The organism is Parerythrobacter lacustris (assembly GCF_024626475.1).
Lineage (GTDB): Bacteria > Pseudomonadota > Alphaproteobacteria > Sphingomonadales > Sphingomonadaceae > Parerythrobacter_A > Parerythrobacter_A lacustris.
In genome coordinates, this window is the sequence record NZ_JANKHH010000004.1 from 139,568 (window position 1) to 153,267 (window position 13,700).

The 13,700-nt window shown below is 63.6% G+C and carries 12 protein-coding genes; 11 read left to right on the top strand and 1 reads right to left on the bottom strand.

What is annotated here, in order from left to right:
* The first annotated feature begins 11 nt into the window (after positions 1-11).
* The 11 genes from nuoH to NSO95_RS07285 all read left to right on the top strand — a co-directional run bounded on the left by nuoH (position 12) and on the right by NSO95_RS07285 (position 11,058).
* Positions 12-1,082: an NADH-quinone oxidoreductase subunit NuoH gene (gene nuoH / locus NSO95_RS07235; protein ID WP_257595513.1), complete on the top strand. Its 1,071-nt coding sequence runs from the start codon at positions 12-14 to the stop codon at positions 1,080-1,082.
* Positions 1,079-1,567, top strand: a complete 489-nt coding sequence (nuoI, locus tag NSO95_RS07240; RefSeq protein WP_257595514.1) for an NADH-quinone oxidoreductase subunit NuoI — start codon at positions 1,079-1,081, stop codon at positions 1,565-1,567. Before nuoH ends, nuoI begins: the two co-directional genes overlap by 4 nt.
* A 27-nt stretch (positions 1,568-1,594) precedes the next feature.
* A complete protein-coding gene (locus tag NSO95_RS07245; protein ID WP_257595515.1) occupies positions 1,595-2,215 on the top strand; it encodes an NADH-quinone oxidoreductase subunit J in 621 nt (206 codons plus the stop codon).
* Positions 2,212-2,517, top strand: a complete 306-nt coding sequence (gene nuoK, locus NSO95_RS07250) for an NADH-quinone oxidoreductase subunit NuoK (RefSeq protein ID WP_257595516.1) — start codon at positions 2,212-2,214, stop codon at positions 2,515-2,517. The genes NSO95_RS07245 and nuoK overlap by 4 nt, the downstream gene beginning before the upstream one ends.
* A gap of 102 nt (positions 2,518-2,619) precedes the next feature.
* Positions 2,620-4,611, top strand: a complete 1,992-nt coding sequence (nuoL, locus tag NSO95_RS07255; protein WP_257595517.1) for an NADH-quinone oxidoreductase subunit L — start codon at positions 2,620-2,622, stop codon at positions 4,609-4,611.
* Positions 4,611-6,176 (top strand): NADH-quinone oxidoreductase subunit M, encoded by a 1,566-nt coding sequence (locus NSO95_RS07260; protein WP_257595518.1) that lies wholly within the window; start codon positions 4,611-4,613, stop codon positions 6,174-6,176. The genes nuoL and NSO95_RS07260 overlap by 1 nt, the downstream gene beginning before the upstream one ends.
* Positions 6,176-7,639: an NADH-quinone oxidoreductase subunit NuoN gene (nuoN, locus tag NSO95_RS07265; protein ID WP_257595519.1), complete on the top strand. Its 1,464-nt coding sequence runs from the start codon at positions 6,176-6,178 to the stop codon at positions 7,637-7,639. The genes NSO95_RS07260 and nuoN overlap by 1 nt, the downstream gene beginning before the upstream one ends.
* Positions 7,636-8,355, top strand: coding sequence for a biotin--[acetyl-CoA-carboxylase] ligase (locus NSO95_RS07270; protein WP_257595520.1), 720 nt, complete (start codon positions 7,636-7,638; stop codon positions 8,353-8,355). Before nuoN ends, NSO95_RS07270 begins: the two co-directional genes overlap by 4 nt.
* Complete coding sequence (locus NSO95_RS07275; RefSeq protein ID WP_257595521.1) at positions 8,356-9,132, top strand: type III pantothenate kinase; 777 nt, start codon at positions 8,356-8,358, stop codon at positions 9,130-9,132.
* On the top strand, positions 9,129-10,772 hold the full coding sequence (locus NSO95_RS07280; protein WP_257595522.1) for a ribonuclease J: 1,644 nt from the start codon (positions 9,129-9,131) through the stop codon (positions 10,770-10,772). The genes NSO95_RS07275 and NSO95_RS07280 overlap by 4 nt, the downstream gene beginning before the upstream one ends.
* A 7-nt stretch (positions 10,773-10,779) precedes the next feature.
* Positions 10,780-11,058, top strand: a complete 279-nt coding sequence (locus tag NSO95_RS07285; RefSeq protein WP_257595523.1) for a DUF1467 family protein — start codon at positions 10,780-10,782, stop codon at positions 11,056-11,058.
* Between the two features lie 21 nt (positions 11,059-11,079).
* Here NSO95_RS07285 and NSO95_RS07290 read toward each other — a convergent pair whose 3' ends face one another.
* Positions 11,080-13,695, bottom strand: coding sequence for a coiled-coil domain-containing protein (locus NSO95_RS07290; protein WP_257595525.1), 2,616 nt, complete (start codon positions 13,693-13,695; stop codon positions 11,080-11,082).
* Positions 13,696-13,700: the final 5 nt, after the last annotated feature.

The following is a 13,700-nucleotide window of genomic DNA, read 5'->3' on the forward strand; positions in this document are numbered from 1 at the left end:
GCTGATCTCTAATGACCGAGTTTTTCCAATCCCTCGGCATGGGCTACGAAGCCGCGTGGTTCACCGCGACCATCGCGGGCATCCTGCTGATCGCCTTCCCGCTGATGCTGGCGGTCGCGATGATCATCTATGCCGACCGCAAGATCTGGGCGGCGATGGCACTGCGCAAGGGACCGAATGTGGTCGGACCGTTCGGCCTGCTGCAGAGCTTCGCCGACGGGCTGAAGGTGTTCCTGCAGGAAACCATCATCCCCTCGGCCGCCAACAAGGGGCTGTTCCTGCTCGCGCCGATCATCACCTTCACGGTCGCGCTGATGGCCTGGGCGGTGGTGCCGTTCGGGCCGGCCGCCGTGCTGTCGGACATCAACGTCGGCCTGCTCTACGTCCTCGCGATCAGCTCGCTCGGTGTCTACGGCGTGGTCATGGCGGGCTGGGCGTCGAACTCGAAATACCCGTTTTTCTCCGCCATGCGCGCCGCCGCGCAGATGATCAGCTACGAGGTTTCGATCGGCTTCATCCTGATCTGCGTCGTGCTGTGGGCAGGCACGTTCAACATGAACGGGATCGTCCTGGCCCAGCAGAACCACGTGTGGCTGCTCAACGGCTTCGCGTTCAACCCGCTGCTGTTCCCGATGTGGGTGATGTTCCTCATCTCCTCGCTGGCGGAAACCGCGCGCGCGCCGTTCGACCTGACCGAGGCGGAAAGCGAGCTCGTCGCCGGGTACCAGACCGAATATTCCTCGATGGCCTTCGCGCTCTACTGGCTCGGCGAATATGCCAACGTGCTGCTGATGTGCGCGCTCAACGCGGTGCTGTTCTTCGGCGGATGGCTGCCGCCGCTCGACATTCCGATCCTGTACAATTTCTTCTTCACCGAGGGGCTGACGGCGGTCTTCTGGCTATTCGCCAAGATCCTGTTCTTCTTCTTCATCTTCAGCTGGGTGAAGGCAACCGTGCCGCGTTATCGTTATGACCAGCTGATGCGGCTCGGGTGGAAGGTGTTTCTCCCGCTGAGTCTGTTCTTCGTCGTTCTCATTTCCGGATATCTGATGGCCACCGGCCACTATGGAGCAACCGCATGACTTCGGTCGCCCACCTCATCAAGTCGTTCACCCTGTGGGAGTTCGTAAAGGCGCACGCCCTCACGCTGAAGTATTTCTTCAAGCCCAAGGCGACGATCAACTATCCGTTCGAGAAGAACCCGCTCAGCCCGCGTTTTCGCGGGGAGCATGCGCTGCGCCGCTATCCCAACGGCGAGGAACGCTGCATCGCGTGCAAGCTGTGCGAGGCGGTGTGTCCGGCGCAGGCGATCACCATCGAGGCGGAACCGCGCGAGGACGGCAGCCGCCGCACCACCCGCTACGATATCGACATGACCAAGTGCATCTACTGTGGCTTCTGCCAGGAAGCCTGCCCGGTGGATGCCATCGTCGAGGGGCCGAACTTCGAATATGCGACCGAGACGCGCGAAGAACTGCTCTACGACAAGGCGAAACTGCTGGCCAACGGGGACAAGTGGGAGCGCGCGATTGCCGCGAACCTTGAAGCCGATGCGCCCTACCGTTAGGGGCCGCGCCCAGGACGCTATGAACCCATGATCCAGACCCTTGCCTTCTACCTTTTCGCGGTGCTCGTCATCGCCAGCGCGGTGATGGTGATTACCGCGCGCAACCCGGTGCATTCGGTGCTGTGGCTGATCCTCGCTTTTTTCAACGGGGCCGGGTTGATGGTGCTGGTCGGCGCGGAGTTCATCGCGATGCTGCTGGTGATCGTCTATGTCGGCGCGGTCGCGGTATTGTTCCTGTTCGTGGTCATGATGCTCGACATCGATTTTGCCGAACTGCGCGCGGGTTTCGTGAAGAACTTCCCGCTCGGCATCGCGGTGGCGCTCGTGCTGCTGGCGGAGCTGGTGCTCGGCATCGGAGCCTACCAGGCGGGCGCGCTGCAGCTGGGCGAGCCGAGTGGCGTGGGCGCACCGCGCATGGGCGAAAGCAATATCGAGAGCATCGGCGCGCTGCTTTACGGCAAGTATCTGTTCCTGTTTGAAACCGCAGGCATCATCCTGCTGGTCGCGATGGTCGGGGCGATCGTCCTGACGCACCGTCCGCCCAAGACCCAGCGCGGGCACCAGAACATCTCGAAGCAGAACCAGCGCCGCCCGCAGGATGCGACGGTGATGAAGCAGCCCCCGGTCGGGCAGGGGGTGGAATTGTGATCGGCATCGAACACTACATGATCGTCAGCGCGATCCTCTTCGTGCTCGGCGTGCTCGGCATCTTCCTCAACCGGAAGAACGTGATCGTGATCCTGATGGCGATCGAGTTGATCCTGCTCAGCGTCAACCTCAACCTCGTCGCCTTCAGCGCATTCCTGAACGATCTCGTCGGCCAGGTGTTCGCGATGTTCGTGCTGACCGTCGCGGCGGGCGAAGCGGCGATCGGGCTGGCGATCCTCGTCATCTATTTCCGCGGCCGCGGCACCATCGCAGTCGACGATCCAAGCCGGATGAAGGGGTAACACCAATGAATACCCCTTTCCCGTTCGTCCTGAGCCTGTCGAAGGACGCGAGTGCACCACCGATGGGCTTCGACAAGCTCAGCCCGAACGGAGTTTGCTGAGGTGCATCCGATCCATTTCATCGTGTTCCTGCCCTTGCTGGCGGCGATCGTCGGCGGGCTGACCAACAAGGCCGCGCCGGCCGTCTTCACCAAAGGGCTTACCACTGGCGCGCTGTTCGTTGCCGCGGTGCTCAGCTGGATGGTCTTCCTGCCCTTCGTGGCGGGCACCGCCGAGGCGCAGGTCGTGCCGGTCCTCCAATGGGTGCAATCGGGCACGCTGAGCTTCGACTGGGCGCTGCGGGTCGATACGCTGACGGCGGTCATGCTGGTGGTGATCACCACCGTTTCCGCGCTCGTCCACCTCTACAGCTGGGGCTATATGGAGGAAGACCCGGACCAGCCGCGGTTCTTCGCCTATCTCAGCCTGTTCACTTTCGCCATGCTGATGCTGGTGACCGCCGACAACCTGGTCCAGATGTTCTTCGGATGGGAAGGGGTCGGCCTCGCAAGCTACCTGTTGATCGGTTTCTGGTTCAAAAAGCCGAGTGCCAATGCCGCCGCGATCAAGGCATTCGTCGTCAATCGCGTGGGCGACCTCGGCTTCATGCTCGGTATCTTCGGTACTTTTTTGGTCTTCGGCACGGTCGACATCCCGCGCATTCTCGAAATGGCCCCGGCGATGAGCGGCAGTGACATCACCTTTATGGGGATGCGCCTCTACACCATGGATATCCTGTGCATCCTGCTGTTCATCGGCGCGATGGGCAAGTCGGCGCAGCTCGGCCTGCACACCTGGCTGCCCGACGCAATGGAAGGTCCGACGCCGGTTTCCGCGCTGATCCACGCCGCGACGATGGTGACGGCGGGCGTGTTCATGGTCTGCCGCCTTTCGCCGATGTTCGAAACCGCGCCGGTCGCGCTCGGCGTCGTCACCTTCATCGGCGCAGCGACCTGCATCTTCGCCGCCACTGTCGGCACGACGCAATGGGACATCAAGCGGGTCATCGCCTATTCGACCTGTTCACAGCTGGGCTACATGTTCTTCGCGGCGGGCGTCGGCGCCTATGGCGCGGCGATGTTCCACCTGTTCACCCACGCCTTCTTCAAGGCGCTGCTGTTCCTTGGCGCGGGCTCGGTGATCCACGCGATGCATCACGAACAGGACATGCGCTATTACGGCGGCCTGCGGAAGCACATCCCGCTGACATTTTACGCCATGCTGGCGGGCACGCTGGCGATCACCGGGCTCGGTGTCTATCATCTGGGGGTCGGCTTCGCGGGCTTCTGGTCGAAAGACGCGATCATCGAGGTCGCCTTTGCGCGCGGGACCGAGGTCGCCAGCTTCGCCTTCTGGATGGGCGTGTTCGCGGCCCTGCTGACCAGCTTCTACAGCTGGCGCCTGATGTTCCTGACCTTCTGGGGCAAGCCGCGCTGGATCGAGAGCGAGCATATTCAGCATTCGGTCCACAAGACCCCCGAACAGGCGGGCGAAGACACAACCGGCGGATACCATCCGCACGAAAGCCCGGTTTCGATGCTGATCCCGCTCGGCGTGCTGACCGTGGGTGCGATCGCGGCGGGGCAAGTGTTCGCCCCGGCCTTCCTCGACAGCGCCGATTTCTGGGACGGGTCGATCTTCTACAACGAGCCGCTGATCCATGCGATGCACGGCGTTCCGGTGCTGGTGAAATACGCCGCCTTCATCGTGATGCTGCTCGGCTTCGTAATCGCCTGGTACGGATATATCCGAAACACTGCATTCCCGGCCAAGGTCGCAGAGCAACTGGGTCCGGTGTACCGGTTCCTCTACAACAAGTGGTACTTCGACGAACTGTATGACCGCATCTTCGTGCGCCCGGCGTTCTGGATCGGCCGCCAGCTGTGGCAGCGGGGCGATGTCGGCATCATCGACCGTTTCGGCCCCAATGGCGCGGCCTGGGTGGTCGAGCGCGGGGTGGGCGTCGCCAAACGCGTCCAGTCGGGATATCTCACTAGCTATGCGCTGATCATGCTGCTCGGGCTGGTCGCGGCTGTTACCTGGATTTTGATGTGATGGACGGCTTTCCGATCCTCTCGCTGCTGCTCGCGGTGCCGCTGGTCGCGGCCGTGGCCTGCCTGTTCCTGAGCGACAATGGCGCGCGCTGGACCGCGTTGGCGGCGACGCTGGTCAACCTTGCGCTCGGCGTGGTGTTGTGGCTCAATTACGACATCGGCGGGGCGCAGTGGCAGTTCCAGGAAAGCCTGAACCTGTTCGCGGGCTTCAAATACGCACTGGGGATCGACGGCATCGCGCTGATGCTGATCGTGCTCAGCGTGTTCCTGATGCCGATCTGCATCCTTGCCAGCTGGGAATCGATCACCAGGCGGGTGGGCGAATACATGGCCGCGTTCCTGTTCATGGAACTGCTGATGATCGGCGTGTTCGCCGCGCAGGACCTGTTCCTGTTCTACATCTTTTTCGAAGCGGGCCTGATCCCGATGTATCTCATCATCGGCATCTGGGGCGGTGATAACCGCATTTATGCGAGCTACAAGTTCTTCCTCTACACGCTGCTCGGCTCGGTGCTGATGCTGATCGCGATGCTGTGGATGGTGGGCGAGGCCGGCACGACCGACATCCCGACGCTGATGCAGTACGACTTTCCGGCGGGCGCGCAGACCTGGCTGTGGCTCGCTTTCTTCGCCAGTTTCGCGGTCAAGATGCCGATGTGGCCAGTTCATACCTGGCTGCCCGATGCCCACGTGCAGGCGCCGACCGCCGGCTCGGTGATCCTCGCCGGCGTGCTGCTCAAGATGGGCGGATACGGCTTCATCCGTTTCAGCCTGCCGATGTTCCCCGAGGCCTCGGCGCAGTTCTTGTGGCTGGTGCTTGGCCTGTCGATGGCGGCGGTGGTCATCACCAGCCTGATCGCACTGGTGCAGCATGATATGAAGAAGCTTATCGCCTATTCGAGCGTCGCGCATATGGCGATCGTCACCGCGGGCCTGTTCGCCTTCAACCAGCAGGGCCTCGAAGGCGCGATGGTGATGATGCTGAGCCATGGCCTCGTATCGGGCGCGCTGTTCCTCTGTGTAGGGGTGATCTACGACCGGCTGCACACGCGCGAGATCGGCCGTTACGGCGGGCTGTCGATCAACATGCCCAAATATGCGCTGTTCTTCCTGCTGTTCACCATGGCCAGCATCGGGCTGCCCGGCACCAGCGGCTTCGTCGCCGAATTCCTTAGCCTCGCGGGCATCTACGAGGTGTCGAGCGTCGCCACCTTCGTCCTGACCACCGGCATCATCCTCGGGGCTGCTTACATGCTCTATCTCTATCGCCGCGTTGCCTTCGGCGAGCAGAAGAACGCCGACGCCGCCGCGATGCCCGATCTCAATTTGCGCGAATGGATCATGCTCGGTCCGATCGCCGCCGCCGTCCTTTGGATGGGGGTCTATCCTGAAAGCTTCCTCGCCCCGATGCGCAAGGATATCGCCGCGCTCGATGCGCGTCTTGCCCGCGCCGAGCCGGCCGGCGATGCCCGGCTCGAAGCGGGCGCGCCGCGCGAACATGCCGCGAATTACGTGGAGTCCGAAGGGCACCATGAAACGGGCGGCAAGAGCGAGGGAGAGCACTGATGAGCTACGCTTCCTCCTTCTACTTCACCCTGCCCGAAGTGATCCTTTCGCTGAGCGGGCTGGCACTGCTGATGGTCGCGGCCTTCGCGGGCAAGGCTTCGGCCCGGATCGTCACGATCCTCTCCGTCGCAGCGCTGTTCGGGGCGGGCATTTTCACCGCCCATCTGCTGAGCGACCCGGCCTTCGCGCTGGGCGGCGATGCCTTCAGCGGCGTCTACCGGATGGACGCCTTCGGCAGCTACGCCAAGATCCTGATCTACCTCGCGACCATCGGCATCCTGATGGTCACGCAGCGGTATTTCGATTCCACAGGTGAATACCGGCCCGAATACCCCGTGCTGATGATCTTCGGCGCGGTAGGCATGGGGATGATGGTCTCCGCCGTCGATCTGATGACGCTCTATCTCGGCCTCGAGCTGTCGAGCCTGTCGTCCTACGTCCTCGCCAGCTACGCGCGCAGCGACGGACGTTCGGCGGAGGCGGGGCTGAAATACTTCGTTCTCGGTGCGCTGGCGTCGGGCATTCTGCTCTACGGTATGAGCCTGGTCTATGGCTTCACCGGCGCGACCGACTACCTCTCGATCCTCGCCGCGATGTCGGACGGTCTTTCGGGCGGGATGCTGTTCGGGCTGGTCTTCGTGCTCGCCGGCCTCGCGTTCAAGATTTCGGCAGTCCCGTTCCATATGTGGACGCCCGACGTCTACGAAGGCGCGCCGACCCCGGTCACCGCCTTCTTCGCCACCGCCCCCAAAGTTGCGGCGATCGCGCTGCTGATGCGCGTCGCGCTCGACCCTTTCGGCGCGCAGGTCGATGCCTGGCGGCAGATCGTGATCTTCTCCGCGCTGGCGTCGATCGTCGTTGGCGCGCTGGGCGCGATCGGGCAGGCGAACCTCAAGCGGCTGCTCGCCTATAGCTCGATCAACAACGTCGGTTTCATCCTGATCGGCCTCGCCGCCGGGACGCAGGCAGGCGCGGGCGCAATGTTGGTCTATCTGGCGTTCTATGTCGCCATGACGCTGGGCAGCTTCGTCGCGGTGCTGATGCTGCGCGATGGTGAGGGCCGTCAGGTCGAGACTCTAGCCGACATTGCGGGCCTCTCGCGTTCGCACAAAGGACTCGCACTGTGCCTCGCGGTAATGATGTTCAGCCTCGCGGGCATCCCGCCGCTGATGGGCTTCTGGGGCAAGTTCGTGGTGTTCCGCGCCGCGGTCGACGCCGACCTCATCCTGCTCGCCGCGGTCGGTATCGCCGCAAGCGTCATCGGTGCATTCTACTACCTCAAGATCGTCAAAGTGATGTATTTTGACGAGCCGGCCGGGGTGGTTGCGGGCAAAGGCGATGCGGCCAGTTGGGTCGTGCTTGCGCTGACTACGCTGTTCGTCTCGCCGCTCGGCTTCCTGCTGACGATCTGGCTCGGCAACTGGACGAACCGCGCGGCAGCCGCGCTCTTCTTCGCCGCTTGATACACACTGTCGCCGAGACCGGATCGACCAATGCCGACCTCGTCGCGCGGCTGCGTGCGGGGGAATACCTTCCCGAAGGCGACTGGCTCGTGGCCGAGCGCCAGACGGCGGGCAGGGGGCGGCAGGGCCGCAGCTGGTTCGACGGCTACGGCAATTTTATGGGTTCGACCGCGATCCACCTCGCCGCATGCGATCCGGTGGCGCACACGCTCGCGCTGGTCGCCAGCCTCGCGCTTTACGAGGCGGTCCTGCCGCTGCTGCCCGATCCCTCTACGCTGACGCTCAAATGGCCCAACGACCTGATGCTCGGCGGCGCGAAGCTGTCGGGGATTCTCCTGGAACGGGAAGGGCAGACGGTGGTGCTCGGCATCGGGGTCAACCTTGCCGCCGCGCCCAACCTGCCGGACCGCCGAACCGCATCGCTCGCCGACATTGCCCCGGCCCCCGATCGCGAGCTCTTCGGAACTATCCTCGCGGGCCATTTCTCGCGCGAACTCGCGCGATGGCGTCAATTCGGCGTGGAGCCGATCCGCAGCCGCTGGCTCGCCGCCGCCCATCCCATAGGCGCGCCGATTGCGGTTCATGATGGCAGCGGTGACCAGCTGACCGGAGAATTCGCGGGCCTTTCTCCCGAAGGTTCGCTCTTGCTACGCTTGGAAGACGGCACCACACGTGCCATCCACGCGGGCGACGTGATGCTCGCCGAGGAGGCCTGAATGCTGCTTGCTGCAGATGTCGGTAACACCAATGTCGTCTTCGCCCTGTTTGAAGGGCGGGAGATCAAGGCGCGCTGGCGCATCGCGACCGACCCGCGCCGGACGGGCGACGAATATGCGGTTTGGCTGATCCAGTTGCTCAAGATCGAAGGTTTCGAGCGCGAAGACATCACCCAGATCATCTTCGCCTCGGTCGTGCCGCGGGCGAACCACAACCTGACCGTGCTGGCGGAGAAATACTTCAAGATCACGCCGATCGTCGCCGGGCAGGGTGCTGCCGCGTGGCCGTTCCAGGCCGATGTCGATCAGCCGAGCTCGCTCGGGGCAGACCGTGCGCTTAATATCCTCGCCGCGCATGAGAAATACGGCGGCGACCTGATCGTGGTCGATTTCGGCACCGCCACCAAGTTCGAGGCGATCGACTTCAACGGCAACTACAAGGGCGGGATCATTGCACCGGGGATCAACCTCTCGCTCGATGCGCTGGTCGGCAAGACTGCTAAGCTCCCGCGCATCGCCATCCGCGCGCCCGACAACGACAGCGTGATCGGGCGCAACACCGAGGACCAGATGCTGATCGGGGTGTTCTGGGCCCATGTCGCCATGATGGAAGGCCTGATCGCCCGCATGCGGGCGGAGATCGGTCGCCCGGCAAAGGTCGTCGCGACCGGCGGCCTCGCGATCCTGTTCGACCAGAAGACCGATATTTTCGACCATGTCGATGCCGATCTGACGATCGACGGCCTCGCCCTGCTGGCGGAGCGTGCGACCAAGTGAAAAAGGACTTCACCCCCGAAGACGAACTGCTGTTTCTCGCGCTCGGCGGATCGGGCGAGATCGGGATGAACGTCAACCTCTACGGGTGCGACGGCAAATGGTTGATGGTCGATCTGGGGATGACCTTCAGCGGCAATGAGTACCCTGGCGTCGATCTGGTCTTCGCCGACCTCGAATTCATCGAGGAGCGGACGAAGGACCTTGTCGGCATCGTGCTGACCCATGGGCACGAGGACCATATCGGAGCGGTGCCCTATTTCGCGGCCGATCTGGGCGTGCCGCTGTTCGCGACGCCGTTCACCGCGGAACTGGTGCGGCGCAAGCTGGAAGAGGCGGGTCTGTCGAAAGATGTGGCGCTGTTCGTGATCGACGATCTCGAGCCATTCGATCTCGGCCCTTTCACCATCCGCTATGTCCCGCTGGCGCACTCGATTGCAGAAGGCAACGCGCTGCTGATCGACACGCCCTATGGGCGCATCTTCCATACCGGCGACTGGAAGCTCGACGAGGACCCGATCATCGGCGAGCCGACCACCGAGGAAGAGCTGACCGCCATCGGCGACGAGGGCGTGCTCGCGCTGGTGTGCGATTCGACCAATGCCTTCAACCCGAACCCGAGCGGGTCGGAGGGGGCGGTGTTCCAGGGCCTGATGGCCGAAGTGCGCAAGCATAGCGGGCGCCGCGTGGTGGTGACGACTTTCGCTTCCAACGTCGCGCGTATGCACACGCTGGGTGCAGTCGCGCGCGAGACCGGGCGGCAGATCTGCATTGCCGGTCGCTCGCTCGACCGCATCCTTGAGGTGTCGCAGGCCAATGGCTATCTCGAAGACTTCCCCGAGCCGGTCGATTTCGACACTGCCATGCGCCTGCCGCGCAGCGAGGTGCTGATCGTCGCCACCGGCGGGCAGGGGGAGCCGAGGGCTGCGCTGGCACGGATTGCAGAGGGCAATCACCCGATCGAGCTTGCCTCCGGCGATGTAATCCTGTTCTCCAGCCGGCAGATCCCCGGCAACGAGATTGCGATCGGCAAGGTGCAGAACCAGCTGGCGGAACGCGGGATCGTCATGGTGACCGACCGCCAGAGCGAAATCCACGTGTCGGGCCATCCCGGCCGGCCCGAGCTCGAAGCGCTCTATAGCTGGATCAAGCCCGAGATCCTCGTTCCCGTCCATGGCGAGATGCGCCACATGCAGGAACAGGCGCGGATCGGGCGCGCTGCGGGAATCGGCGAAGCGGTGGTGCAGAAGAATGGCGACATGATCCGCCTCGCGCCGGGCAAGCCTGCCAAGTTGGCGGAGGTGCGGGCAGGGCGGCTGTTGCTCGACGGAGACATCATCGTGCCCGCCGACGGCGAGGCCATCGCCATGCGGCGGCGGATTGCCTTCAACGGCGCGGTATTCGTTGCGCTGGATCGCGATCTCACCCCGCATATCGATCCTTTGGGCCTGCCGCTCGACGAGGACGAGGCCGATTTTCTCGCCGAGACGAAGGATGAAATCGCGGCGGCCATCGCCAAGCTCAAAGGTCCGGCGCGCAAGGACCCGGCCGAGGTGATGGAGGCGGCGCGGCTCGCCACCCGCCGAGCGGCGCAGCGGTGGAGTGGCAAGAAGCCGCAGGTCCGCGTGATGATGGTGGGTTGAACGAACGATGCAGTGGACCTCGATCCTCGCGATCTACGTGCTGGTATGGGTAATGACCGCTTTCGTCTCGCTTCCATTCGGGATCAGGACGCATGACGAAGTGGGTCTGCCCAAGGTCCCCGGTCAGGCCGACAGCGCCCCGGCGAATTTCCGCCCCGGCAGGTTGGCGCTCAGGACAACGCTGATCGCCGCGGTGCTGACGGCGGCCTATGTGCTGAATTACATTTATGGCTGGATCGGGATCGAGGACCTGAACTTCCTGGGTTGGATGTTCGACGGACAGTAGGATTGAGGTGACACGCAGTACCTACTCGCGCAGCCGCTCGATCGCTTGCGCTAACGCGACATAGAGCTTGCCCATATCCGAACTGAGCAGGGTGACGCCAAGCGCATTGCCATCGCGGGTCGACAGCATGGTGCGCAGCATCGCCTCGAAATCGTGGATGTAGCGGCTGACATTCTCGCGGAAGTCCGGATCGAGGTCGTAGGCCTCGGCGATTTCGCGCGCCTCGGTGTTGTCGAGCAATCGGACCGCGCGGCGGGTGAAGATGCCCCGATCGCCGCGCAGGTAGGAAGCCCAGGCCGTGTCGCTGACGTCGCTCGACAAGGCCTTGGCAATATCGATCGAGTTCGAATTGAGCGCTTCGGTGATCAGCGCAACGCGGCGCGCGAAATCGTTGCCGACCTGCTCCTCCGCCAGCTCGCGCGCACGGGCAACGCGGGTCTCGAGATTGCCCGCCAGCTCGTTCACTTTCGCTAGCTGGTCGCGCAACTGGACGGTTACCTCGCGCCCCGTACCCGCTGCCCGGTCGGCAGCCTCCTCGATCTTGGCAATCGAACTGGCCACGCCGGTATCGACCGCTTGCTCGACGCTCGCCACCGTGCGCGAGCTCACCGCTTCGGCCAGTGCTGTGAGCCGCTCGGTCATGACCAGTTCGAGCTTGTCCGGCGCGCTGCGGGCGGCATCTTCGAGCGCGGCGATTGCGTCGGAAAGGGCAGTTTTCGACTGCTCGCTCAGCGCATCGCTTTGATCGGCAAGTTCGGACAGGCCGTGCCGCAGTTGGGCAATCCGACGTTCCTGGTTATCATGCGACTCGAACAGGCGATGCTGCAATCCGTCGAGATCCTTGATCGCCTCGCGGCTCGCATCTCTTGCCGTGATTACATAGGACGAGAGGTCCTCTCCCTTGCGGCCTGCTTCATTGATGACCGTCTGGAGCTCGCCCGTCTTGATCCGCACGGCCTCGAGCCGTTGCTCTGCGTCGGCCAAGGCACCTGGCAGCACGGCGTTGGTGTGCTGGGAACTTGCCTGGATCAGCTCCAGCAGCCGGACGCTCGCATCGGTAAGGTCGGCAACCGCCTTGTCCGCGCCAAGCAGCAGTGTCTGGCTCTCGGCAAGGCGAGCGGTCAACTGCGTGACATTGCCATCGATACTGTCCTGAGTCGCCTGCCCCTTTGCCGAAATGTCTTCCAGCGTTATCCGCAAGCTGTCGATCCTTGCCGCCAACGCTTCGCTGCGCTCGGCAACCGATTCGGAAAGCGAAAGCTGGGCTTGCTGCCGCTCTGTCATCGCCGCGTCGAGCGTGCTTAACCGTTGCTCAAGGCGGACGATCGAGGCTTCCTCTTCGCTAGCGAGCGCAGCCTGCCGCTGACGCAACTTCTCGACCAGCATCTCATCGCGCGCCGCGATATTGGCATCGACCGCTTCAGCCTCTTGCCGCAGTGCATCGAGCTTGCGATTGGCAGATTCGAGTGCCTGTTCGTCGATCCGCTGGATCTCGCCCACGGCCTCGCGCAACTGGGTATCGAGCTGCCCGATCCGCGCGTGCCAGCGGCCAAGGGCATCCTCTTCACTCGAACTGATCGACTGGCCGATGGTCTGTGCTTCCTCGCGGAGCGCGAGCAGACGCGCACGCAGTGATCGCAGCGCCTCCTCTTCCTCGCTCTCGAGCGAAGCCCGGCTGCCGGCGAACTCATCGGCCAATGCGTCGGCGCGCCGCCGGATCGCGGCGAGCGCATCGACCTCGCGATTGTCGAGCTCGGTGCGGAACTCCTCGCTCCGCTCCCTCAGTGCTGCGAAGCGCCGATCCACGATCACCTCGATCTCGGATGTCTGGTGCTCGAACGACGCCAAGGCTTCACCGATACGCGCCTGAAGCGAGCCGACCTGTTGTTCGCTCGCTCTGCCAAATGCATTCAGGCGATCGAATCCAGCGACAAGTTCAGCGACCTGCCCATGTGCGGTTCGGCCGGCGGTGCCGATGTGGTTGGACACATCGCGCGCCGAATTGGCGATGACCGGCAAATCGTCCCGCAGGCGGTTCATGTTCTCCAGCGCGGTGTTCGAGACCTCGGCGATGAGTTCTATCTGGTGGCTGTTCTCCATCACCAGAGCCTGGAGGGCTTCGGCATTGGTGGACAATCGCTCGCTCGCGCGGCGTCCCAGGGACTCCAGCTCGCGCGATTGCGAGGCAAGGAATTCGCGCGCCAGGCTGAGTTCGCGATTGACCAACGACAGCCGCGTCTCGAGCTCGACCGACTTGAGCGACAGGCTTTCGGACACCTGCCCGAACCGGATTGCTTCACGGTGGCTGTTGCGGGTCGCCAGAAGGCACAACGATACCACCAGCAGCACCGGGACCGACCAGGCCACGATCCAGCCGCTCCATTGGTCCGGTGTACCACCGGCCATCATCGCGCCTCGGTTCACCCAGCCGAAAAACGCGGTCCACCCTGAGATCGCGAGGACCGCCAGCGACGGTACGATCCAGCGCGAGGCTGGAGGGCGGTAACCCTCCTCGGGCTCCCTTTCCTCGTAAACGTCCTCAGCGGCAGATTCCTGCGCCTGAGCAACTTCCGCCTTGGCAACGTCAAGCGCCGCATCTTCGGGGCCAATGGCCCTGATGTTCGATCCCCCGGTCATTGGCG